Annotated in this window: 25 protein-coding genes and 1 tRNA gene; 20 read left to right on the forward strand and 6 right to left on the reverse strand. The window is 34.1% G+C overall.

The window, feature by feature from the left end; translation table 11 throughout:
- The first annotated feature begins 2 nt into the window (after positions 1–2).
- The 4 genes from paaZ to J7E44_RS15465 all read left to right on the forward strand — a co-directional run bounded on the left by paaZ (position 3) and on the right by J7E44_RS15465 (position 4,587).
- Entirely contained in the window at positions 3–2,498 is a 2,496-nt protein-coding gene (gene paaZ / locus J7E44_RS15450; RefSeq protein WP_214831263.1) for a phenylacetic acid degradation bifunctional protein PaaZ, read from the forward strand.
- A 64-nt stretch (positions 2,499–2,562) separates the two neighbouring features.
- Positions 2,563–3,099, forward strand: a complete 537-nt coding sequence (locus J7E44_RS15455; protein WP_214831264.1) for an SMI1/KNR4 family protein — start codon at positions 2,563–2,565, stop codon at positions 3,097–3,099.
- A 49-nt stretch (positions 3,100–3,148) separates the two neighbouring features.
- Positions 3,149–3,886 (forward strand): DUF4241 domain-containing protein, encoded by a 738-nt coding sequence (locus tag J7E44_RS15460; RefSeq protein ID WP_214831265.1) that lies wholly within the window; start codon positions 3,149–3,151, stop codon positions 3,884–3,886.
- Positions 3,886–4,587 (forward strand): SMUG2 DNA glycosylase family protein, encoded by a 702-nt coding sequence (locus J7E44_RS15465; protein ID WP_214831266.1) that lies wholly within the window; start codon positions 3,886–3,888, stop codon positions 4,585–4,587. Before J7E44_RS15460 ends, J7E44_RS15465 begins: the two co-directional genes overlap by 1 nt.
- A 96-nt stretch (positions 4,588–4,683) precedes the next feature.
- On the opposite strand, the gene J7E44_RS15470 is transcribed toward J7E44_RS15465, so the two are convergent.
- Complete coding sequence (locus tag J7E44_RS15470) at positions 4,684–5,505, reverse strand: T9SS type A sorting domain-containing protein (RefSeq protein WP_214831267.1); 822 nt, start codon at positions 5,503–5,505, stop codon at positions 4,684–4,686.
- Between the two features lie 35 nt (positions 5,506–5,540).
- Complete coding sequence (locus J7E44_RS15475) at positions 5,541–6,083, reverse strand: phage tail protein (protein ID WP_214831268.1); 543 nt, start codon at positions 6,081–6,083, stop codon at positions 5,541–5,543.
- 315 nt (positions 6,084–6,398) lie between these two features.
- Between J7E44_RS15475 and J7E44_RS15480 the strand changes: the two genes are divergently transcribed.
- From J7E44_RS15480 to J7E44_RS15520, 9 genes are all read left to right on the forward strand, one after another.
- The gene (locus J7E44_RS15480) at positions 6,399–7,163 is read left to right on the forward strand and encodes an enoyl-CoA hydratase/isomerase family protein (protein ID WP_214831269.1); all 765 of its coding nucleotides are present in this window, start codon (positions 6,399–6,401) and stop codon (positions 7,161–7,163) included.
- 121 nt (positions 7,164–7,284) lie between these two features.
- A complete protein-coding gene (locus J7E44_RS15485) occupies positions 7,285–7,902 on the forward strand; it encodes a hypothetical protein (protein WP_214831270.1) in 618 nt (205 codons plus the stop codon).
- 56 nt (positions 7,903–7,958) lie between these two features.
- The gene (locus tag J7E44_RS15490) at positions 7,959–8,249 is read left to right on the forward strand and encodes a winged helix-turn-helix domain-containing protein (protein WP_214831271.1); all 291 of its coding nucleotides are present in this window, start codon (positions 7,959–7,961) and stop codon (positions 8,247–8,249) included.
- Positions 8,250–8,319: 70 nt separating this feature from the next.
- Positions 8,320–9,159, forward strand: a complete 840-nt coding sequence (locus J7E44_RS15495; RefSeq protein WP_214831272.1) for a metallophosphoesterase — start codon at positions 8,320–8,322, stop codon at positions 9,157–9,159.
- A gap of 6 nt (positions 9,160–9,165) precedes the next feature.
- On the forward strand, positions 9,166–9,462 hold the full coding sequence (locus tag J7E44_RS15500) for a hypothetical protein (protein WP_214831273.1): 297 nt from the start codon (positions 9,166–9,168) through the stop codon (positions 9,460–9,462).
- Between the two features lie 7 nt (positions 9,463–9,469).
- A complete protein-coding gene (locus tag J7E44_RS15505; protein WP_214831274.1) occupies positions 9,470–9,955 on the forward strand; it encodes a Coq4 family protein in 486 nt (161 codons plus the stop codon).
- A gap of 7 nt (positions 9,956–9,962) precedes the next feature.
- Entirely contained in the window at positions 9,963–11,336 is a 1,374-nt protein-coding gene (locus J7E44_RS15510; protein ID WP_214831275.1) for a DUF4153 domain-containing protein, read from the forward strand.
- 5 nt (positions 11,337–11,341) lie between these two features.
- Positions 11,342–11,878: a hypothetical protein gene (locus J7E44_RS15515; RefSeq protein WP_214831276.1), complete on the forward strand. Its 537-nt coding sequence runs from the start codon at positions 11,342–11,344 to the stop codon at positions 11,876–11,878.
- A gap of 48 nt (positions 11,879–11,926) precedes the next feature.
- Positions 11,927–12,439: a hypothetical protein gene (locus J7E44_RS15520; protein ID WP_214831277.1), complete on the forward strand. Its 513-nt coding sequence runs from the start codon at positions 11,927–11,929 to the stop codon at positions 12,437–12,439.
- Positions 12,440–12,501: 62 nt separating this feature from the next.
- Here J7E44_RS15520 and J7E44_RS15525 read toward each other — a convergent pair whose 3' ends face one another.
- The 3 genes from J7E44_RS15525 to J7E44_RS15535 all read right to left on the reverse strand — a co-directional run bounded on the left by J7E44_RS15525 (position 12,502) and on the right by J7E44_RS15535 (position 15,191).
- Positions 12,502–14,193 carry a S8 family peptidase gene (locus J7E44_RS15525; protein WP_214831278.1) on the reverse strand — a complete coding sequence of 564 codons (1,692 nt, stop codon included), beginning with the start codon at positions 14,191–14,193 and terminating at the stop codon, positions 12,502–12,504.
- Between the two features lie 86 nt (positions 14,194–14,279).
- Entirely contained in the window at positions 14,280–14,729 is a 450-nt protein-coding gene (dtd, locus tag J7E44_RS15530) for a D-aminoacyl-tRNA deacylase (protein WP_214831279.1), read from the reverse strand.
- 9 nt (positions 14,730–14,738) lie between these two features.
- The gene (locus J7E44_RS15535) at positions 14,739–15,191 is read right to left on the reverse strand and encodes a hypothetical protein (RefSeq protein ID WP_214831280.1); all 453 of its coding nucleotides are present in this window, start codon (positions 15,189–15,191) and stop codon (positions 14,739–14,741) included.
- A 109-nt stretch (positions 15,192–15,300) separates the two neighbouring features.
- On the opposite strand from J7E44_RS15535, the gene greA reads away from it, so the two are divergent.
- From greA to J7E44_RS15570, 7 genes are all read left to right on the forward strand, one after another.
- Entirely contained in the window at positions 15,301–15,771 is a 471-nt protein-coding gene (gene greA / locus J7E44_RS15540) for a transcription elongation factor GreA (RefSeq protein ID WP_214831281.1), read from the forward strand.
- Positions 15,772–15,792: 21 nt separating this feature from the next.
- Positions 15,793–16,182 carry an HIT family protein gene (locus J7E44_RS15545; protein WP_214831282.1) on the forward strand — a complete coding sequence of 130 codons (390 nt, stop codon included), beginning with the start codon at positions 15,793–15,795 and terminating at the stop codon, positions 16,180–16,182.
- A 65-nt stretch (positions 16,183–16,247) separates the two neighbouring features.
- Entirely contained in the window at positions 16,248–17,432 is a 1,185-nt protein-coding gene (clpX, locus tag J7E44_RS15550; protein WP_214831283.1) for an ATP-dependent Clp protease ATP-binding subunit ClpX, read from the forward strand.
- Positions 17,433–17,513: 81 nt separating this feature from the next.
- The gene (locus J7E44_RS15555; protein ID WP_214831284.1) at positions 17,514–19,502 is read left to right on the forward strand and encodes a T9SS type A sorting domain-containing protein; all 1,989 of its coding nucleotides are present in this window, start codon (positions 17,514–17,516) and stop codon (positions 19,500–19,502) included.
- Between the two features lie 5 nt (positions 19,503–19,507).
- On the forward strand, positions 19,508–19,738 hold the full coding sequence (locus tag J7E44_RS15560) for an Fjoh_0651 family PID-CTERM protein (protein WP_214831285.1): 231 nt from the start codon (positions 19,508–19,510) through the stop codon (positions 19,736–19,738).
- Positions 19,739–19,799: 61 nt separating this feature from the next.
- Positions 19,800–21,086 carry a TlpA family protein disulfide reductase gene (locus tag J7E44_RS15565; protein ID WP_214831286.1) on the forward strand — a complete coding sequence of 429 codons (1,287 nt, stop codon included), beginning with the start codon at positions 19,800–19,802 and terminating at the stop codon, positions 21,084–21,086.
- 44 nt (positions 21,087–21,130) lie between these two features.
- Positions 21,131–21,204 (forward strand) — tRNA-Met (locus tag J7E44_RS15570).
- 255 nt (positions 21,205–21,459) lie between these two features.
- On the opposite strand, the gene J7E44_RS15575 is transcribed toward J7E44_RS15570, so the two are convergent.
- Complete coding sequence (locus J7E44_RS15575; protein WP_214831287.1) at positions 21,460–22,758, reverse strand: HlyD family secretion protein; 1,299 nt, start codon at positions 22,756–22,758, stop codon at positions 21,460–21,462.
- Positions 22,759–22,793: the final 35 nt, after the last annotated feature.

Raw genomic sequence — 22,793 nt, forward strand, 5'->3', positions numbered from 1 at the left:
TTATGGAAAAATTAAAGAATTATATCTACGGAGAATGGGTAGAAGGTACCGGAGGCGGTATTCCTTTGTATAATGCTGTTACTGGTGAACAAGTTGCTGTTTCAGATACAGAAGGACTTAATTTTGAACAAGCTCTTGATTTCGGAAGAACGATAGGCTACAAAAACTTATCCTCCATGACTTTCTATGATAGAGGGGAAATGCTAAAAAAAGTAGCATTATACCTATTAGAAAGGAAGAAGAAATATTACGAATTATCTTACAAAACAGGAGCAACACATATCGATTCATGGGTAGATATAGAAGGAGGTTTTGGTACTTTCTTTACCTATTCGGGATTAGCGAAAAGAATGCTTCCTAATACCCCATTTTGGGTAGATGGAGATACACAGAAAATCTCTGCTAACGGAACTCATTTAGGAACCCATATTTTAACACCTAGTGAAGGAGTCTCTGTGCAGATCAATGCTTACAACTTTCCGGTTTGGGGAATGCTGGAGAAATTATCAACTTCTTTATTGGCGGGAGTTCCATCTATTGTGAAGCCTTCACCTTTTGGTTCTTATTTGACGAATGCAGTATTTCAGGATATGATCGAAAGTGGTGTACTTCCTGAAGGTGCTGTACAATTGGTTTGTGGGGAACCTGGAAATATTCTGGATTATGTTCAGGATGGGGATTCCGTATTATTTACAGGATCTGCCAATACGGGGAGAAAATTAAAATCCTTATCATCTGTTGCTGGAAATGCAGTACGTTTCAATATGGAGGCCGATTCTCTAAATTGCTCGATTCTTGGATTGGATGCAAAACCAGGAACTCCGGAATTTGATTTATTTATCAAAGAAGTTCGAAATGAGATGACAACCAAAGCCGGACAGAAATGTACCGCAATCAGAAGAATTATTGTTCCTGAGAATTTAATAGGTGATGTTCAGAATGCATTGTCTAAAGCTTTGGATCAGACAAAAATAGGAAACCCTTTAAGCAGGGAAACAAAAATGGGATCTTTAGTTGGAAAACAACAATATGATGAGGTTTTGAGAAAAATAAATATTTTAAAAACTGAAACCGAACTGGTATACGATGGGAAGCATGAGCTTATAGATGCTGATTATGAAAAAGGTTCATTTATGAGTCCTAAGTTATTCTTAAATGATAAACCTTTCGAAAAGAATATCTCTCATGATGTAGAAGCCTTCGGACCTGTTTCTACATTAATGCCTTACAAAGATGCAGAAGAAGCTGCGGCATTGGCAAAAAGAGGAAAAGGAAGTTTGGTGGGGTCTATTATTTCTAATGATGATCAGTTTGTTGCTGAAACTTCTTGGAAAATGGCTTCTCAGCATGGAAGAATTTATGTGCTGAACAGAGATAATGCTAAAGAAAGTACAGGTCACGGTTCACCACTTCCAACTTTGATGCACGGAGGTCCTGGTAGAGCTGGAGGTGGAGAGGAAATGGGTGGCTTAAGTGGTCTTCATTTCTTTCTTCAAAAAACAGCTATTCAGGGATCACCTGATATCCTGACAGCTATTACTAAAGTATATCAGCAGGGAGCAGAGAAAAAAATGGCGGATAAGCATCCGTTTCAGAAATATTTTGAAGATGTTGAGGTTGGAGATTCACTGGAAACAGCAGGCAGGACAGTTACCGATGCAGATATCGTTAATTTCTCTAATGTTTCATGGGATCACTTCTATGCACATACCGATGCAACAAGTCTTACAGGAACGATCTTTGATAAAACCGTAGCCCATGGATATTTCATTCTTTCTGCAGCAGCAGGATTATTTGTTTCAGGTAAGAAAGGACCGGTAATCGCAAATTATGGATTGGAAAACTGTTCGTTCTTTAAGCCTGTTTATGCTGGAGATACCATTACAGTTTATTTAACAGCGAAAGAAAAAATCAATAGAGGGGTAAAAGGAAGAAACATCCCTTCAGGGGTTGTAAAATGGTTGGTCGAGGTAATCAATCAAAGGGATGAGGTGGTTTGTGTGGCTACAATTTTAACATTGGTTGCAAAAAAATCTCCTTTTATCGATTTAAACCTGAAGAATATTCAAAAAATCTTAAATGGTTTAACTGAAAATACCCAATCAAATTGGGGGAAAATGTCTCCACAACAGATGATTGAACATCTTGAACATGCAGTTTTGGTAAGTTTAGGCGAACCAGAAGCTGAAAAATGTTTCACACCAGAGGAGCAATTGGAAAAATGGCAGGATTCTTTATACAATCACAGAAAAATGCCGAAAAATTTTCCAGCACCTTTCCTGGCTGAAGATGAGACTTTGTTAGATTTACGTCATAAAAATCTTGAAATTGCTAAGCAGTCTTTCATGGATAACTTGAAAAGATTCTCAATTTACTACAAAGAAAATCCACAGGCAGAACATGCTAATTTTGTGTTTGGGAAGCTTAATAAAGAAATGTGGGAACTGATGCATAAAAAACATTTTACACATCACTTTGAACAGTTTGGATTAATTTAATTCAAAATAAATAATGATATTTGAGGGAGCTTTGTTGGCTCCCTTTTTTAATCAACAAAATACTATGGAATTAAAATTTTTTAAGGATTTCGATTTTACCGATTTTTGGGATAATGATGACTATTCCATAAAAGAATATATAGAAATTTTTCCTAATGATGAATTAATTACATCTATTGAGCAAGACTTAGGATATAGATTACCAGACTCTTACATCGAGCTCATGAAATTTCAAAATGGAGGAATGCCAAAAAAGAACTGCTTTCCGACTTCCGAAACCACTTCCTGGGCTGAGGATCACGTTGCAATTACTGGAATTATGGGAATCGGAAGAAATAAACAGTATTCTATTTGTGGAGCGTTGGGAAGCCAATTTATGATTGCCGAATGGGAGTATCCTGATGATGGGGTTTATATTTGTGATTGTCCTTCCGCTGGACATGATATGATTCTACTGGATTATTCAAAATGTGGTAAAAAGGGCGAGCCGGAAGTGGTGCATGTAGATCAGGAAAATGATTACAAAAAAACATTTCTTGCAAAAGATTTTGAAACTTTCATTAAAGGCCTAAAAGATGAAGAAGAATTTGATTACAATTAAATAAGGCTGTAATTTTAAGACTTAATTCAAATTATAAAATATAAAAATAATGAATGAAAGCTGGATGCAAAAGTGGGATGAGGTAAAAGACAGTCTTGTTTGTCCCACAGATTTGGAAACCTATTTTACTTCTGGTGAGATTTTAGGCCAGGAAATGGAAGTAATGAATATTGGGGATGTTTCTCTTCCTTCTGGAAAAGTTATTGTAAGAGATCCTTTAGTTTATCTTAACGCTGGGGAAAAACCTTATTTTATTGAAGTTCCGAAAGGAAATTTTCCAGTGCAGATAGCGGTAGTGAAATCTGAAGAATGGGGCGATCGATATGCAGTTGCGAAAGTAGGTTTTACAGATAATAATCCGGTAATTTACCGGGAAGCTTTAATTGGACATGAAGAATTAGAAGGAGTAGGGGAAGGAGAGTATTTCGGGTTTTCTGTAGATGCGGGACTTGCCTGTATTACGGATGCAGAAGTGATTCCATACTTTGATAAGTTCCTTACAGAAATTAATGTGGAGAATATCTACGACGATTACTTTGCAGGAATTTTTGCACAAAGTTTCAAGGATAATCCCAAAAATCAAAGAGATCTGGGAGATTGGATAAACTGGACGATTCCTAATACCAGCTATCAAATACCAATGTTTGCAAGTGGATTTGGTGATGGAGCTTATCCTGTTTATTTTGCCTATGATGCTAATGATCAGATCTGTGGATTGTATATTCAGTTTATTGATATTGAATTAGCTCTTTCTGATGATGGTGAGGAAGAAGATGAAGAATTATAATGGAAGATCATACTTTTGCAGATAAAGTAATTGAGTTCAACAAGAATCTTCATTATAATGGAGCGCTACCTGATCGTTTTCAGGTATTGAACCCATATTTTGATAATCCTGAAACAATGGATGTTATGCAGCAGTTTTATCATAAATATTATGATGATTCCATTCAAAGGAAATTTATGATAGGAATTAATCCTAGCCGTCATGGAGCGGGAGTAACCGGAGTTCCATTTACAGATACAAAACGATTGGAAAGTATCTGTGGAATATCAATGAAATCAGCTCATACTCATGAAGTATCTTCAGTATTTATGTATGATATGATTGAGCAGTATGGTGGTGCCGGGAAGTTTTATAAAGATTATTATATCAATTCTCCTTTTCCTTTGGCAATTGTAAGAAGATCAAAAAGTGGATGGCTAAATGCCAATTACTATGATGATAAAGAACTTTTTGAAGATGTAAAAGACTTTATGATCAATACTTTGAAAAAACATATCAGTTTAAATATTGATACTTCAGAAGTTTTTATCCTTGGGAAAAAGAATGCAGATTTTATTTCAAAACTTAATAAAGAAGCTCAACTCTTTGATAAAATGACGGTTCTGGAACATCCCAGATATATACAGCAGTATAAACTGAAAGAAAAACAAATATATATTGATAAATATATCTTAGCATTAAAAAATAAATCCCTTGAATAGTTCAAGGGATTTATCATTTGTGAATTAGAATCTTCTTTACGGTACAATGATAGCTTATGAAAAGTTTTCATGGTTATTAGTTTCCATTTCTGTAAGTTATTTTTTTATGATCTTATATGATCCAAAAGAAGTTTTGATTAGATATGCTCCTGATGGGAGCTCAGAAATATCTGCATCGGTTACTCCTTTTTTAATATCTATGTTTTTTACCAACTTACCTTCCTGACTGTATATTTCAGCTGTGGAATTTTCGTCAGTTTTTATAGAAAAAGCTCCAGTTGTTGGGTTCGGATAAATACTTACTTTCTCCGCTGTGGTTTTTACTTCATTAGTAGCTAATACAATTCCTGTGTCTTTTACCCAGGTAAAGGCGTCAAGATCGGCATAGGTATATAAACCACCCAAGGTGATCTGAAGTTCATCAATAATAATGTTTGAATAATTCTGTCCGTTCAGATTTGTCAAATCTATTAAAGTATGTCCATTAGTAGCCCCTAGAGACGTTGCAAAACCGGAAGTTTTGGTTTGAGTAAACTTTGTTACTCCACTCAATTTACCAGTTACAGTAAGATCTCCTATAACGGTTTGATTTAAAGCGTTGTTTGAAAGGAAAACCCAGAATCTGTTTACCTTAAACAAATTTGAAGTTGTTTTGATGCTGAAAGAAGCTCCTGGAGCTACAGAACCGGAATTGTCAATGTATCTGTTATCAACAGTTGTTCCGTTCCAACCGGTTCCCGGATAATTGGCTTGTATATCAAATGTTGAGACATGGGATATGATATTAAATATAACTCCGTTGTCAGTAAAGCTACTGCTGCCGTTAGATTCGGTTTCGAATGCTTCTGTACTTGTCTGCCCAAAAGAAAAAATAGAAATGAGCAGGCTACAGATCAATAAAAAAGTAGTGCTTTTCATAATTTTAGTATTTAGATTAGTGTAATTGTTGAATTTTAATCTCTTGGAGGGTATATTCCTGCAACACAGATAATATAATTCAGCCCAAGAAAAGGCGGCATATTATTAACAGGAAGGTTTTGTCCCATATAAGAGATTGATTGAGGATTGATTACAGTGTCTGGACTGTCATTTACATAACTAGGTACTGCGTTGAAATCTCTTCCGACCTGTGTTCCTGTTATTGCAATAGCCGATGATGATGTTGGAGTTGATGAATTGGCGTTTTTGTTGGCCACTTTCAACTGGAACCCTATCATGCTTGGCATGTTTTGTTGTTGCAGGGTTGTGGTATCACTCCCCGCTATAATACCTATTGGATAAGATTTACCACTTGCGCTACCTGCTCCTAATGCCATACGTCCAATTAAGTTTGGTAAAGCAAAGGTAGTTACTCCATCTCCGCCATATGTTGTTCCTAACAAAGAAAATAAAGCGCTGTTATTTGAGATGCTTAGCAGTCTTCCATCGCAGAGCATCCAATTTCTTGGTGCAAAATTTCCTGCAAATAGTTTTACTATGCCCATGTATTCTTCCATAATAATAAGTTTTTTAGGTTTTTAATTTTTTCTATTCTTTTTTGGCTTTTAAAAGCAGTTCTGAATAGTTTGTATTTTAATATCCCAAAGGAACAATATATATGAGTTTGCGGGTAGAGTAGAAAGTACCAAATTAAGGACTCCGTATTTTTACGTATTACTATTTCTATAAAAAATAAATGATAAAAACTGACATTGTATTTATAGTAAATTTACAACAAATAAAAAAAGACGAAATACTTAATTTGTATAGGTTTAATTTTCGTTAAAAGCCTGTAATTACTATTTTTGTATTTATCCAATATAAATTTAAAAATGAACGAATTCGTAATATCAGAGCTTAAAAATAATATCGCCGAAATCACTTTCGGAACACCTAAAAGTAATGCACTTCCCGGAGCTATTTTGGAAAAGTTGGCCCAGACCATTTTAGATGAAGGAGCAAAGGGTGAGGTGAAAGCTATTCTTGTAAAAAGTGAAGGTGAAAAAGCTTTCTGTGCAGGGGCAAGCTTTGATGAACTTTTGGCAATTGAAGAACTTGACGCTTCTACAAAATTCTTTGGAGGTTTTGCTAAAGTTTTAAATGCGATGAGAAATTGTGGTAAAATAGTTGTGGTAAGGGTACAGGGGAAAACAACAGGTGGTGGAGTAGGTATCGCTTGTGGAGCTGATTATTGTTTCGCAACGAAAGATTCCGCACTGGCTTTAACTGAGATTAATTTAGGAATTGGCCCCTTTGTTATTGGTCCATATGTAGAAAGGAAAATCGGAAAATCCCAATTCTCTGCAATGGCTATTGATGCTGATTTCAGAACTGCAGAATGGGCTGAACAGCATAATGTATACCATTCAGTTTCAGACAATATTGAAGAGATGGATTTAAAACTGAATAAATTTCTACAAACTCTCGCATCAAGAAGTAGTGATGCTTTAGCTTTAATTAAAAAAGTATCTTGGGAGGGAACAGATCATTTTAATGAACTTATGCCTGCGAGAATTCATATGAGTGCAAGTTTGATTTTAGAAGATTCTGCAAAGAAAAATATTGAATCTATCAAAGAAAGATTAAGAGCAAAATAAGTATTTGTTATCATAAATAAAAAACCGTTGATTGTGGTCGACGGTTTTTTATTTGAAATTTATTAAATAATATTTTGGAGATTAAAAATAAATTATAACTTTGTATTTCAAAGTTCTTTATATGGATTCAAAAAACTATCACGAAGATCTATCTCATATCCGTTCCATGATGGAGAGATCTTCAAGATTTATTTCATTGAGTGGATTGTCTGGAGTTGTTGCTGGTTTAGCGGCACTAATTGGTGCAGGCTATGTTTATTTTGTTCTTAAAAGAAATGGAATTGACTATTTCGAAGGGGATCGAAACATATACAGTATGGCTTTGGTTAAAGAATTGGTGATTATCGGAACTTTGATTTTATTTGCTGCCATATTAAGCGGATATATTTTTACTGCTAATAAAAGTAAAAAGAAGGGTCTTAAAATATGGGATGGCACTACCAAACGTCTATTAATAACTTTTTGCGTCCCTTTAATAACGGGTGGTGTCTTCTGTCTTGCTCTTCTCTTTCATCATCTTTTTGTATGGATTGCACCAGCTACTTTGATTTTTTATGGGCTGGCTTTGGTGAGCGCTGAAAGATATACTTTGACTGATGTAAAATACTTGGGATATTGTCAAATCATTTTAGGATTGATCTCATTATTTTTTCTGGGATGGGGACTGCTTTTCTGGACCGTGGGTTTTGGTATTCTGCATATAGTATATGGATTAATTATGCATAAGAAATATAAATAAAAATATAAATTTGCGGTTCGAAAAAAACTAAACCCTGCAACCTGATAACTGAAATTATGATTAAAATAAATCAGCTCAATAAAGAATTCGAAAGTCGCGTAAGATTAGGCATTATGTCTGTCCTTATGGTCAACGACTGGGTTGATTTCTCAGAAATGAAAAGTTTATTGGAAATTACAGATGGTAATTTAGCGAGTCATAGTAATGCGTTAGAAAAAGCTGGATATATAGAGGTGAAGAAAGAATTTGTAGGAAAAAAACCAAAAACATCATACAGAGTGACCCAAAGTGGAAGACTGGCTTTCACAGAACATTTGGATGCACTGGAAAAATTAATAGGACGTTAGATACATATATTTTTTGCAAATTTACTTTGTATTTCAAAGTTCTTTGTTAAAATGAATTTGAAAAATATCAATGACAAGAAAAACATTTTTAAAAAGACTTATGCAGGCTTCGGTAATCGGGGCATTCCCAGCATTGTATTCGTGGCAGGTAGAACCTTTTTGGGTAGAATTTGTTGAAAGAAAACTTCCGATTAAAAACTTACCCGAAGCACTGGAAGGCAAAATATTAATGCAGATTTCAGATTTACATGTGGGAAATCGCTTTGACTGGAAATTTCTTATTGAATCTTTTGAAAAAGCACGACCGTTCAAACCTGACTTTGTAGTCTATACCGGGGATTTTGTGAACCACGGAACTTTACAGGAACAAAATGATTTAAGAGTGGTAATGGAGAACGCTGTTTATGGCAGTTTAGGAACTTTTGGGATTTTAGGAAACCATGATTATGGACCGACCTGGAATGATATAGGGCTTTCACGAAGTATCTGTGGGGTTTTAAATGATTTTGGAATTGAGATGCTTAATAATGAACAACGAGAAAAGAACGGTCTTAATTTTATCGGATTTGAAGATCTTACTTCTCCCAATTTCGATCCAATGCAGGTAATGAAAGATTATGACCCTTTAAAAGCTAACCTTGTTCTCTGCCATAATCCTGATGTATGCGACAAAGATATCTGGAATAATTACAAAGGCTGGATTTTAAGTGGACATACCCATGGAGGTCAATGTCGGATTCCCGGGGTGATTACTCCTATACTTCCCGTGAAAAATAAAAAATATGTCTCTGGAGAAATCAATTTAAAAGATGGAAGGATGCTTTATATCAATCGGGCTATTGGACATTCTTACCAGGTTCGTTTTATGGTTCGCCCGGAAATTACAGTTTTTACTTTAACAAATTCTTAGTGTAATATGAATAATAAACAAATTTTAAACATTGGAAAATATGTGTTCGGATCTTCATTTTTATTCGGAAATATATGTCTTTTCGGATATCTCATAACCAGAGTTGATCTATTCGCAGTGAGTGGTTTTATGTTGCTTATTTTTGGATCCGTTCTTAATCTTTTAGTGATATTGGGATTGTTGATTTATGGCTTTGCCTATAAATCTAAACTTAACACTTGTTTACAGGCAACGAGTATACTCCTGGCCAATATTCCTATAGCTATCCTTTACACAGTCACTGGACTCAGTCTATTAAAATAATCAAAGTATGAAAAAATTACGTGTTCGCTTTTTACTCTTTGTGTATGATAAAACTCAAAAATTGTACAGAAAGTATTTTAAGAAAAAGAAAAGGCAATGGCAGTTTAATGAGCAACAACTGCTTAGTTTCAGTGAGGATTCTTTAGGAAGAAAGCTGGGTGAGTTTTATAAACGTCATGGATTTACAATGATCCCAAAAATGGAAAATCATGATGTACATCATCTTATTACTGGATGTGGAACCAACTTTGAAGATGAAATTGCGATGCAATTCCTACTTCTAGGAAACGGAAAGATCAATGCTCACCTTTTGGCAGCAATTGTATTAGGAACATTGATATTACCGGAATATTCTAAAATGTACCTGCAGGCATATAAAAAAGGCAAGAATATGAGGCCTTTTCACCAATGGGATTTTGAAGCTTTATTGTGGCAAAACTTCGAAAATCTGAAAGATTTCATTCAACAAAAAAATATAATAACCCATTATTAATTACATCATGAAAACACATCATTATATATTACTTACAACTGCCTTCTTCATCATTCTGTTTTATGATGAAAATGTAGGACTAAACCTAGGTATTTTAGGAATTATTTATTCTGTACTTACCTGGCATAAAACACCTGAAAGAAACAAGACAAAAGTTTTTTATACCTTGGTTCTTACAAGTGTCCTTTCTTCTGTAGCATTTGCCTGGTATGGAGATTTTCCTTCATTTTTGGCAGTTGTAAGTTCCCTTTTACTTTTATCCTATAGATCTAAAAATAAAAGGATGAAAACTCTTTTACTAATTCCTGTTTTTGTAGTGAATTGCTTTACATTTTTCTGTCGGTTTTTTAGTTTTGATCAGTGGCTCCCAAAAAGAAATATTTCCAGGTTATGGCAGAAGCTGTTTGCATTTATTCTTATTCCTATAATATTAATAGCTATTTTCTTTGGAATTTATTCTGTGGGGAGTGATCATTTTGCCAATCTCTTTACCAACATTGAATTAGATGTCAACTTTTGGCAGTTATTCTGTATTACAATTTTAGGGACTTTTATTGCCTTTAATTATTGGACCTATACGGTTGAAAAACTTATCTACAAACAAAACCATGTTTTAGATAATACTTTTCATGAGAAAGATAAAACAGTAAAATCAAGCTACTCTTTTCTGGACCTAGATGCCGAAAGAATGAGTGGAGTGATCTCCTTTTTCTCATTAAATGTTCTGCTGATTTTTTTTATAATTACTTATAATTACGAACAGTTTTATGAGGTGGCAAAGACCCCTAGCCAACTTTCAGAAGAAACACATGAAAGGGTAAATGCTGTGATCATGTCGATCATTATGGCAATACTGGTGATCATGTTTTACTTTAAATCCAGTTTCAACTTTGATCCAAAAGCAGGATTATTGAAAACTCTGGCTAAGATTTGGATATTGCTGAATACTGTATTGATCATCTCTGCAATGATAAAAAATTCAGAATATATTATTAATTACGGTTTTACTTATAAAAGGCTTGGAGTTTATGGATTCTTGATCTTGGCATTGATTGGCCTGATAATGACCTTTATTAAAATTCAAGGAAAAAAAAGAAATGCATTCTTATTTAATACAATGACCTGGTATTTTTATGGAACAATTTTGGCTTGTAGTTATATCAATTGGGGTGGTTTTATAACTTCCCAAAACATGAAACGAAATGATTTTGTGGTTAATTATCATGTAAAATCCATTAATTTCAGTGATAAAAAGTTACTGGAATATGCCGAAGAAAAAAATGATAAAAATTTAAAAAAACAAATTATTAGTAAAGTAGAAAAAGAGAAGTCACCAACCTTTCTTTCAAAAATTCTTTACTATGAAACATTAAAAGAATAGTTATTATGAAAAAGTCCTTATTGCTGATCCCACTGATTATTATTTCTTGTAAAAAAGAAGCAAATACTGAAACAGCGAACAAAGATTCGATCATGGTTAGCGAGCAGCCTCATCCCGAATCATCAGTAGATTCTGTTGCGCTAAGACAAAAAGATTCGCTTATTAATAATTCTCCCGTCACTAAACATGTTTTAAAAAAAGGCGTGATGAGAAGTGAAAAAGAAGGTCAGATTATAAGAACTGCTGATGCGTCCCAACTTCCCTTTACTGTAGGAGAACAATTTACAAAAGATGGGCAGGAGTTGATATTAAAGATTACTAATTATAATAAAGCTGACCTTAAAGCCTTTATTTCTACTAAAGAGAAAGATTTTAACATTAGGTTTAATCAAATAAAACTGCCAAACGGAGATTATGATGGACCCTTTGGAAGAGATATTTTTTATCAGGTTGCAGGAAGAGGAGAGATTTGGTTAATTATTGGAAAAAGTAATATGGCATCAGGAAACACAAAAGGAAGTTTCTCTGTAAGTGTAGAATGATCTTTGGTATAGTTTCTGTAATGTATCCATTATTAAGATTTACTAATTATGAAAAATATATTTTTAACGGCAATAGTAGCTTCAGCTGCTCTTGTTAGTTGTGGAACAGTACAGTCATTGGTTCAGAATACATTCCCTTATACAGCAAATGTTTTAGTATCCACAGGAGTACCTGCAGACAAAGAAGTATCTTCTACTGCTACAGCTTCCAATGTGCAGACCTGGTTTGGTGGAAATAACAATGCGAAAATAAAAGACGTGAGATTAGCAGATGCGAAAATTTCTGTAGTTTCTCCGGCAGGTGGAAATTTAAGCGCTTTAAAAAGCGTTAAAGTATACATTTCTTCAACAGGTACAGGAGAAAGATTAGTGGCTTCCCGTACCAATATTTCTTCAAACAGCTCAAGTCTGAATCTGGATCTGGATAATAACGGATTTCTAGATGAAGTAGTAAAGAGTAACGGAGTAACCGTAAGAACAGTTTATGAGCTGAAAAATCAGACCAGTTCAGATATGAACTTAAAGGTAGCACTTAATTTCAGCAGTATACCTGCGAAATAGTTTTTATAAAAGTTTATTAAAAAAACGTCTCTCAAAAAATGGGAGACGTTTTTAATGATAGTTTATTGTTTAATGAATTTTTCTACAACTCTCCTTTGTCCATCAGTAGAGTGAATGAGATAGTTGCCTTTTGGAAGATTTGATATATCAATTTTTTTATCCGTTAAAATAGTTCCTTTTGATACCAACTGTCCCATCATATTAAAGATTTCAAAATTGACCTCCTTATCCTCAGAATTTCTAATCGAAATAAAATTTGATGCAGGATTAGGATATATTTCAACTTTTAAAGGACTTAATGTCATGGTCTTTGATGAAAGCGTAGTACGGTTGCTTTCTAAATATTCTATAGCAGCCTTGATATTTGGAAGAGGGCCGATTTTTGTCGTCAGATTACCACCTTGAGGTATTCCTGTACTGATAAGGATATTTCTCATTTCGGAAGGACTAAGGTACTGTCCGGTTTGTTGGAAATTAAAAGATTGTATCAGTATCGCGGCAGAAGCAACGATGGGTGTAGCTGAACTTGTTCCGTTAAAGAGAGTGTATGTTCTGTTATTGTCATTGTCATATTTAGCCCAAGAACCATAACCCGCGGCTAGAACATTTTGACCCCAACCCTGTACATCTACTCTTGAACCATACGTGCTGAAGCTTAATCTGGAATGTTGAGATGTATCCGAGCCGGCTCCGACAACAATCGCACCACTATTTCCCCTCGCATTGTAAGCCGAATAAAAGGAATTATCCAGATTTTCATTTCCATTTCCTGCAGCGGCTATGATAATAATTCCTGAATCAGTTGCTGCTTTTGTCAGATCCCAGACAACATTATTATATTCAGCAAGAACATAATTGGAATTCTGTCCTCCAGTTTGCATTTCATATAAAATAATGTCTCCAGCCTGAGACGCATTTATTGAACGTGTAACAGCAGCCACTCTATTGTATGAACTTGTAGTCCATTCCAGAAAACCCTTCATTTCTGTTGCGTTATATGCTGTCCCCGAAAGTCCGATATTATCTTTTGCTGAACCAAGGATACTCATCACAGCAGTTCCGTGGTCAAGATAACTATAATAAGAACTGTTAGGATCCGTTAATGATGAATTGGGTAAAACTCCGGATTCATATTGAATTGCATTTCGGGTAACAAGCATTTCATGAGGTTTGTGGAAGCCATATTCCACATCACGGATTCTTACATTTTGACCTGTAATTCCTCTTGACCACGCATAATTTACATTGATCCCTGGATTACCAAGTAAATAATTCTGAGAGGTTTCCAGATTTGGAGTGGCAACAAAGGTTTTGGTAAATGGAGGAGTTATAGGTTCATTACTTAGTATAGAAGCATATTCCACTTCCGGGAACCTTTCGAAATCTCGTGCCAGCCTTACCATATTATCATTATCTTTTATAGGGCTCTCAACCTTATAAATTCGTTTCAGCTTTTCAATGGACTCGCCTGATTTTTTATACTTTTTACTGGCTTCAATCATTTCATTCAGTTTCTTATCACTGAAACCAAGCTCATCAACAAATGACAGTTCATTTTTTTGGACAAATTCCTTCAGGGAAGGATTCTTATTTAACACCGCATTAATAAGGTCATTTGGATGACTGGTTTTAGAAAAACAAACATAGAGTGAATGTGATTTCGAATTTTTTTCAAGTTGAAACTGCCCTTTTCTGTTCTGTCCGAAAGATAGCATAAAGCAGAAAATCAATAAAAGAAAGATTTTTGTTTTCATAGTATTTTGTATTAAAATTCAATATTTGGTGAAATAAATTTATTAAATTCTATTGATATTTTAATATTTTTTATGAAATTTATAATCTATGATTTCGTTTGACTGTCCATTACAATTGTTACAGGTCCGTCATTGATGAGAGAAACCTTCATATCAGCGGCAAAAATCCCACTTTCTGTTTTTAATCCGGACTTTGCAATCTCCTCTTTAAAATAGTCAAAAAGAGGAATTGCTTTATCTGGCTTTGCAGCCTTTATAAATGATGGGCGGTTTCCTTTCTTATAATCTGCGATTAACGTAAACTGGCTTATACAAAGAATTTCTCCTGAAATATCTTTTATTGAAAGGTTAAGCTTTTCGTCTGCATCGGCAAAAACTCTGAGATTGAGTATTTTCTGAACCAGCCAGTCTGCATCTGTCTGTTCATCATTTTCATCTATACCAATGAGAAGCATAAAGCCACTTCCAATTTCACCTACGATCTTTCCATCTACTTTTACATGAGCTTCAGAAACCCTCTGTATAACGACTTTCATAATTTAATTTTAATAATAAATACTTAAAACTCTTGTTGCAGGATCGTAATTATAAGGATAGGTTTTAGGAGGTAGGGAGGTAACAGATGTTGGATTTCCAGTAAGTAAGATCCAGGTAGCATTATCTTTAGGGCAAACAATGCTTATGTTATTTTTAACCTCAAGAGTGGTGTCATTATCAGGACAAAGATGAGGTGCATTTCTATCAAATACTTTAAATGTATTATTACTTCCACGCACTACAATCAGACCTCTGGTTCCGGATTGTTGTTCGTCTACATAGAGCCAGCCCTGTGGTTGCGTCAAATTAAAATAAGCAGGAAGATTAAGGTTTAAAGTTACGTTAATAGGACTCGTTGGAAAACAACTTACAGTATCTTCTCGACTTCCGCAAGAATTTATAGTTAACGCACTGATTGTCAATAAGGTAAAAAAGGATAAGATTGAAAAAGTTTTTTTCATTTCAATTTAAATTTTTATATATTTGTAAAAATTAAACGATTACAACACGAAAACATTGTCCGACAAATGTCGGATTATTTTTTTATACTAAAACTAAATTTTGAAAATTATGGCAAGCTATGTTACAAAGGAGGGGTTAGATAAAATGAAAGCTGAGCTGGAACAGTTAGAAACTGTAGAAAGACCTAAAATTACTCAGCAGATAGCAGAAGCAAGAGACAAGGGTGACTTGTCTGAAAATGCAGAATATGATGCAGCGAAGGAAGCGCAGGGAATGCTTGAAATGAGAATTTCTAAACTTAAAGATGTTATTTCTGTTTCTAAAATTATAGATGAAAGCCAATTAGATACTTCAAAAGTTTCCATTTTAACGACTGTGAGACTAAAAAATAATGCAACTCAGCAAGAACAGGTATTTACTTTGGTTCCTGATAATGAAAGTGACTTGAAAAGTGGTAGAATTTCTGTGAATACACCTATTGCAAAAGGGTTACTAGGAAAAGTTATAGGTGAAACTGCTGAAATCACTCTTCCAAATGGGAATAAGTTATCTTTTGAAGTATTAGAAATCACTCTGTAATACATCTAATTTCTGATCAATATGAGTACTATATTTACAAAAATCATTAACGGTGACATTCCTTCGTATAAAATTGCAGAGGATGAGAATTTTATAGCATTTTTAGATGCTATGCCATTAGTGAAAGGACATACATTGGTTGTTCCTAAAAAAGAAGTCGATCTTATTTTTGATTTAGAAAGCGAAGAGTATAAAAATCTGTGGGCATTTTCTCAGAAAGTGGCAAAACAGATTAAAATTGCAATTCCATGTATTAGAGTAGGTGTTGCGGTAGTAGGATTAGAAGTTCCTCATGCGCATATTCATCTGATCCCATTAAATAAAGTGGAGGATATGAATTTCAGAAATGAAAGATTAAAATTAACGGACGAAGAGTACATCGAAATTCGAAACTCAATTATTAATTCTTAAAAATTAAGAGATCGTAAAAAAGAAATTTTTTGCGATTTTCTTTAACATATATATTATATAATAGTATGAATTCAAACCAATGTTCTTTCTGTGGCAGAAAAAGAAATGAAGTGCAGATGCTTATTTCTGGTCAGAACGGCTTTATTTGTGAAAATTGTATAGAGCAGGCTCACTCCATTGTTAAAGACAGTGCTACTAAAACTGAATTTTCACCGGCAGAAAACATAGATACCCTGAAAAAGCCAAAAGAAATTAAAGAATTTCTTAATCAATATGTGATCGGACAGGATCAGGCAAAAAAACAGCTTTCGATTGCAGTTTACAATCACTATAAAAGATTACTTCATGCTCAGGAAGAAAATAGAGAAGTTGAGCTTGAAAAATCAAACATAATAATGATTGGTGAAACAGGAACGGGAAAAACATTATTAGCAAAGACAATAGCTCGAGAGCTTAATGTCCCGTTTTGTATAGTAGATGCGACAATTTTGACCGAAGCAGGTTATGTCGGAGAAGATGTGGAAAGTATCTTATCAAGGCTGCTTATGGTGGCAGATTATGATGTTGAAAAAGCGGAAAAAGGAATTGTATTTATCGATGAGATCGATAAAATAGCTAGAAAATCTGATAATCCAAGTATTACAAGAGATGTTTCCGGGGAAGGGGTTCAACAAGGTTTGTTGAAGCTATTAGAAGGAAGTATTGTAAATGTTCCACCTCAGGGAGGTAGAAAACATCCGGATCAGAAATACATCCAGGTAAACACACAAAATATATTATTTATTGCTGGTGGAGCCTTTGATGGTATTAAAGAAATTATTGAAAGGAGAATGAACAAACAGGCGATAGGTTTCAGCTCCGAAAAAATAAACAACGTGGATGAAGATGAATATGTATTAACAAATATTAATGCAATTGATCTACGTTCTTTCGGATTAATTCCCGAACTTTTGGGAAGATTTCCAATCATAACGTATCTTGATAAACTTACCAAAGAAACAATGGTACGCATTATGAAGGAACCGAAAAACTCAATTGTAAACCAGTTTGTAGAGCTCTTTAAAATGGATGGCACGGAATTGGTATTCACTGATGGTGCTATTGAAAAAATTGTAGATGAAACTTTGGACAAAGGATTGGGAGCCAGAGGACTTAGGGGAACAACCGAAAAAGTATTGGAAGACCATATGTTTGCAATAGGTGAAGAGAAAAAAATAATATTAACGGAAGATAATATTATTATTAAATAATCAAAATAATTTTTTTGTTATGAAAAAAATCATACCTTTGCGGGTGAGATTGTATTATAACACACACAAATAATTTATACAATGAGAAAAAGTTTATTTGCTATAGGTCTTTTAGCAATTAGTTATTCTGTTCAGGCGCAGATATTATGTCACGTAGACGCTAATGCTAATATGTATGTAAGTAAGGGCACACTAGTTTATAGTGGTGGAGGTTTACAAATGAAAGGTAATGGTACTATTGAGAACCATGGAAATTTTATGGTTGCTGGTACAGCAACAGACCTTATCAAAACTATTGATGCTTCAAATGCAGACAAAACAGAAACCAATGGTGGTGGTAATTTTATTAACAAGCTTAATGAACCTACTGCTTATGCATCTGTAAATACAAACAGTTCTGCATCTACTCCCGTTTATACTTACGGACAGTTATTCGTTACAGGTATTCCCCAAGCGAATATTACAGGAATTGTCGATCAAGAATTCAGACAGATCCGTCATGGTGATTACCAACAAGTTGGTATGCCTTTCTTTATGAAAACCCCTGCTACTCTTAGTGCTGAATTAGGAAAAACGTTTAATGGAGTGAGAAATTCCAAAAACGGAATACTTCACTGGGATAATACCAGAGCAGAGTGGCATCATTTACCTAACATAAATGGAATCTATAAATTTGCAGATGCTGCTTATGCATATGCTTATTGGATTCTTGGAGGGAATGGACTTGATGTAAGCAGTGTAACACGTACTGTAAAAGGACGTCCACTAAGTGATGTAGATGCTTCACAAGTGAGTGTAACTTTACAAAACGCAGGTACAGTCAATTTTGGAGCAAATGGTTCTAGTTTGAATGATTACAAAGAAAAATACAACACCTACATTCAGGATGGTTTCGAAATAGCTGCAGGTGGAACAGCTTGGACTGGTAATTATGGTAAAAACTGGTATCAGTATGCTAATCCATTCCTTACCAATCTTGACTTATCTAAAATTGCATATAATGAACCGGCAGCAAATGGTGACGGTGTCAATCTTAGCAATATCTATGGGGTAAGACTTGATGTTTCAGGAGTTATAACAAACGCAAATGGTAGTAGCTCCACATCATATAAAGCAATCACATTCAGTGCTGGTGTTCCAACTGGAGATGTTGATTATATGTTGGTAAGACCTTTAGGGGCATTTGCTATTAAGCTTAACAACAATAGTAATACAGATGTTTTAAATTTTTCTAATTTGAGAAGATTTAATTACTATAGTAGAGATGCAAATACAAATTATAATGTTAATGCAAGCAGAAATGCAGCAAGTAGTTCACAAGGAACTGTAAAGCAATTGGGAATTATAGCTCTTGATGCTAATGGTGCTGAAATTGGAAAAACTTATTATGTAGTTTATCCTAATGCAACTACAGGAAATTCTGCAACTGCTAGAACTCAATATACAGCTTCAACAGCTGACGTTGTAGGTACTTTCGAAGAAAGCACCAACGGAGGTTATGACAATAACTACACTGCAAAGTATTGGTTATATATCAATGAGGCTAATGAAAACAATTTTAAAGGGAAAAATGTTATGTTAGCTACTTATAGCAACAAAATAAAATCTTTTAAATTTGAAATTAGAGAAAATGCTGAACTAGTAAGCAATGGTACACACCAATTGTCTTCAGGTGTTGGTTTCTATTATAAAGCTCCAAACGGAGCAGTAACAGAAGCAAAACAAGGAGATGTTATTCCTGCTACTGGAACAGAATATAGTCTATATTATGGGGCACCAAATGAATCTTCTGCTAGAATTGTTGCAGGTGAAGCATCTGTGGTTAAGCCTTCAAGAACTAAAGTAGTTTATAATCCGGATATTACAAACTATATTGTAAGATTTGATCCGGATTGGAAAAAAGCAGATATTGAAGTTTATGATATGAGTGGTAAGCTGGTTATCTCTAAAAAGGCAGTAAATACTTCTACAGATTTTGTAATTGAATTAAATAATTCTATTAAAAATTCTTATGTTGTAAAAATTGTTTCAGATAAGGGAGAAACTGTTAACACTAAAATCTTAAAATAAAATATATGAAAGCTTTGAATAAATTAATATATGGTCTTTTCCTTTTTGCTGTTTTCTTGGTCAATGCACAAGGAAGTTCAGGTCCAGGAGGAGGGCAGCCTCCACAACCAGGTGATGGTGGTGGGAGTGTAGGTCCGGGAGCTGCTCCAATTGATATGTATGTATATGCGTTGTCAATAATAGCAGTCTTACTTATTGTATTTTTCACCAAAAAGTACAAAAACCAGAAAATATAAAAATTTTATTAAAATACTTAAAACTCACTGATTAATCAGTGAGTTTTTTTATTTTTACATTATGAAAAAGATTTTTGTATTATCAGCAGTTTTATCTGCTTTTTCTTTACAGGCTCAATTTACGGTAACTGTTCAGGCACCAGCTGATTTTAAAGATCAAGATGCAATTCTATATACATTAAATGGTTCTAAAGATATTGTTTTTACAAAAGAACAAAGTAAAAATAATGTATGGACTTTTAAATATCCCCAGAACTATGTGGGAATGATGAAAATGTATTTTCCTAATAGTAACAATACATTTAATTTCATTTCTGAGAATAAGAATGTAAGTATCAAACTGGATACTCAAAGCAATAAAATTAAGGATGTCATTTATCAGGATGAATCCAATAGTTTAATGAGCAAACAACAGGAAGGTTCTCAAAAAAAGGAATTAATATTGCCTGCATTAGCTCAGATTAAAGAGTATTATAAAGATAATACTGATTTTGGTAAAGCTTTGAAAACTGAAATCAATCGTTTATCTGGTGAGGGTACTGAAGTGAATCAAACAGACCACCCATTTATTTATTACTATAATACCAATTACGCTAAGTTTTTAGGCAATGATCCTTCTAAAAAAGTTTCTCAGGATGATATAATAAACTTTATTGATAAGTCTAATGATATGCTTGAAACTTCATCATTATTGAGACCCGTATTAGTGGCTTATCTTAATTCTGGGGGGAATACTAACGTCGGAGGCTCTGTTGATAAATTGTTAAACCAGTTAAAAGTAGAAACGCCACGGGGCCAAACTGTACTATCTGAATTAATAGACATTTTTGATGTTTATGAGATGGCAGACCTAAAGAAAAAGTATCTTGATCAAGCCCAGAATCTAAAATGTACAATTACAGACAGATTAGCATCAACGCTTAAATCGAATGCTAATGTACAGATAGGTGCTTCTTTTCCTAACTATAAGTTCCAGTCTCCTGTTAATACAACAGCGAAGTCGATCTATGATGTGAAAGCTGATAAGAAGATTGTTGTGTTCTGGTCATCTACTTGCTCTCACTGTGAGACCGAGTTGCCTAAACTTTTAGAAAAGTATAATGATCTTAAAGCGAAAAATATACAAATAATAGGACTTTCATTGGATATTGATAAAGATTCTTATTCTAAGAGAATTGCAGCTTTTCCTTGGATCAATGACTCTGAGTTGAGAGGATGGAATAGTAGTTATAGTGAAACCTATAATATTCATGCAACACCGACTTATTTTATTTTAGATGCTAACAATAAGATAATCAATAAACCAGATCATGTTGCCGATGTTTTGGAGCTTTTTAAGCTAAAATAATTTTGGAGGTATAGAAATATTTTATATATTTGCACCACCAAAAAGGCGAGGTAGCTCAGTTGGTTAGAGCGCAGGATTCATAACCCTGAGGTCACGGGTTCAATTCCCGTCTTCGCTACTAAAAAGGAAAGGTAATCTGATTACTTTTCCTTTTTTTTATTCTCTGTATCCAAGGTTTTTCTGAGTATAAAAAACGAGCCAATTTCAAAAGTTAGAAAATGGAGTATGGATTCCTGTTAATTTGTATTTGAAGTCATATTCCTTGAGCTTTCATAACGAGAAAGGTAATTATAATTATAAATTAAAGTCTATTTGTTTTTGCATAAGAAAGGCCCACAATAATTTATTGTGGGCCTGTATATTTTAAAGATTATTAACTTTGATATCCAAGTAGTTTTCTGATCTGGTAGAAGAACCTCTCTATAAGTCTTAGATCCTGAGTTACAATATCTGCGTTACCTTTAAGTTCTTTATCAAAAGTAAGTGTTCTGTTATAAGAAGTTTTCAAGCCTTTAGGTAGCACTACATCTACATAGTAATTGCCTTTGTCATCAGTAGAAAGAGAGATATTTTGAACTTTACCTTCTACAATACCATACTCCTGGAAACGGTAATTATCTAATTTGATCAATACTTTTTCCCCTGGAGTAATTTTACCTGAGTTAATAGGAGGAACGTACATTCTTCCTACCAGTTTATCTTTATTTTTAGGAAGTATAGATAAAATAGCATCACCTGTTTTTACGAACTGATTCTCTCCGAAAAATTGCTGAAAGCTAGCAATACCATCTGTTGAGGAAATAACCAGGAAATTCTGCTCCCACTGTTTCAGGGACTTTCTTAATTGTTCAAATAACTGTAAACTCTGTGAAGAATAATTGATTTTATCTTTTTCAGTATTAATGGCAGTTCCGCTTTTTGTTTTATTTAGATTGGAAATGGCTTCTTCCATCTGTGATAAAGAGATGGTTATATTTTCCAGATTTTGCTGAGCCTGAAGATATTTTATTTTTTCACCTTCAAGTTCTACGGATGCAATTACTCCTTGAGTGAAAAGATCCTGAGATCTTTGATAACTTTTCTTTGTAAGCTCATATTTTGCCTGCTCCAGGCTTTTTTGTTGTTTTGTAGTAGCAATTCTTACTCTATACTCAGAAATACTCTGATTAGTTGCCAGGTTCTCGGGTGCGTAAGGTTGAAGCCTTGTAAAAAGATCCTGATCCTGGAATGCTTTAGCAAAATTATTGTAATCACCTTGCAGCTCTCCAAGTTTGAAATGTGAAGTCTCATTGATAGGGAAAGAAGAAAGCTGATTAGGGGCTAAGGAATCTATAATTTTTTTTAATTCCAGGACATCCTTATAATTGGCTGCAGACTGCATAACCATAAGAACATCATTTTTTTTAACCTCCTGGTGATCTTTAATAAAGATTTTTTCGATTTTGGAATTCGTCCTTGCTTCAAGCTTTTCAGGCGGATTTTGTGAGGTAACAACAATTGGTGCTGATACAAATTCGGGATACTTTATTATATAGCTCATAATTAAAATGAGGATCAGTATAATAAATATAATGGTATTTCCCCAGCGAATCATCCAATGTGGCGGCCGTGTAAGAATATCCTGAACACTTTCTGAACGAAGTTCTATATTATCTAAAATTTCTTTTTCCATACAAGAATAAACAATTGAAAATAAAAATCCTCAAT

Origin of the sequence: Chryseobacterium sp. ISL-6 (genome assembly GCF_018613715.1) — a bacterium.
Lineage (GTDB): Bacteria > Bacteroidota > Bacteroidia > Flavobacteriales > Weeksellaceae > Chryseobacterium > Chryseobacterium paludis.

Coding starts and splice junctions, on each gene's coding strand:
- J7E44_RS15465 (WP_214831266.1), top strand. CDS start 3,886: ATGGAAGATCATACTTTTGCAGATAAAGTAATTGAGTTCAACAAGAAT.
- J7E44_RS15490 (WP_214831271.1), top strand. CDS start 7,959: ATGATTAAAATAAATCAGCTCAATAAAGAATTCGAAAGTCGCGTAAGA.
- J7E44_RS15545 (WP_214831282.1), top strand. CDS start 15,793: ATGAGTACTATATTTACAAAAATCATTAACGGTGACATTCCTTCGTAT.
- J7E44_RS15500 (WP_214831273.1), top strand. CDS start 9,166: ATGAATAATAAACAAATTTTAAACATTGGAAAATATGTGTTCGGATCT.
- J7E44_RS15495 (WP_214831272.1), top strand. CDS start 8,320: ATGACAAGAAAAACATTTTTAAAAAGACTTATGCAGGCTTCGGTAATC.
- J7E44_RS15460 (WP_214831265.1), top strand. CDS start 3,149: ATGAATGAAAGCTGGATGCAAAAGTGGGATGAGGTAAAAGACAGTCTT.
- J7E44_RS15470 (WP_214831267.1), bottom strand. CDS start 5,505: ATGAAAAGCACTACTTTTTTATTGATCTGTAGCCTGCTCATTTCTATT.
- J7E44_RS15555 (WP_214831284.1), top strand. CDS start 17,514: ATGAGAAAAAGTTTATTTGCTATAGGTCTTTTAGCAATTAGTTATTCT.
- J7E44_RS15535 (WP_214831280.1), bottom strand. CDS start 15,191: ATGAAAAAAACTTTTTCAATCTTATCCTTTTTTACCTTATTGACAATC.
- clpX (WP_214831283.1), top strand. CDS start 16,248: ATGAATTCAAACCAATGTTCTTTCTGTGGCAGAAAAAGAAATGAAGTG.
- J7E44_RS15480 (WP_214831269.1), top strand. CDS start 6,399: ATGAACGAATTCGTAATATCAGAGCTTAAAAATAATATCGCCGAAATC.
- J7E44_RS15485 (WP_214831270.1), top strand. CDS start 7,285: ATGGATTCAAAAAACTATCACGAAGATCTATCTCATATCCGTTCCATG.
- J7E44_RS15525 (WP_214831278.1), bottom strand. CDS start 14,193: ATGAAAACAAAAATCTTTCTTTTATTGATTTTCTGCTTTATGCTATCT.
- dtd (WP_214831279.1), bottom strand. CDS start 14,729: ATGAAAGTCGTTATACAGAGGGTTTCTGAAGCTCATGTAAAAGTAGAT.
- J7E44_RS15515 (WP_214831276.1), top strand. CDS start 11,342: ATGAAAAAGTCCTTATTGCTGATCCCACTGATTATTATTTCTTGTAAA.
- greA (WP_214831281.1), top strand. CDS start 15,301: ATGGCAAGCTATGTTACAAAGGAGGGGTTAGATAAAATGAAAGCTGAG.
- J7E44_RS15510 (WP_214831275.1), top strand. CDS start 9,963: ATGAAAACACATCATTATATATTACTTACAACTGCCTTCTTCATCATT.
- paaZ (WP_214831263.1), top strand. CDS start 3: ATGGAAAAATTAAAGAATTATATCTACGGAGAATGGGTAGAAGGTACC.
- J7E44_RS15565 (WP_214831286.1), top strand. CDS start 19,800: ATGAAAAAGATTTTTGTATTATCAGCAGTTTTATCTGCTTTTTCTTTA.
- J7E44_RS15475 (WP_214831268.1), bottom strand. CDS start 6,083: ATGGAAGAATACATGGGCATAGTAAAACTATTTGCAGGAAATTTTGCA.
- J7E44_RS15455 (WP_214831264.1), top strand. CDS start 2,563: ATGGAATTAAAATTTTTTAAGGATTTCGATTTTACCGATTTTTGGGAT.
- J7E44_RS15505 (WP_214831274.1), top strand. CDS start 9,470: ATGAAAAAATTACGTGTTCGCTTTTTACTCTTTGTGTATGATAAAACT.
- J7E44_RS15560 (WP_214831285.1), top strand. CDS start 19,508: ATGAAAGCTTTGAATAAATTAATATATGGTCTTTTCCTTTTTGCTGTT.
- J7E44_RS15575 (WP_214831287.1), bottom strand. CDS start 22,758: ATGGAAAAAGAAATTTTAGATAATATAGAACTTCGTTCAGAAAGTGTT.
- J7E44_RS15520 (WP_214831277.1), top strand. CDS start 11,927: ATGAAAAATATATTTTTAACGGCAATAGTAGCTTCAGCTGCTCTTGTT.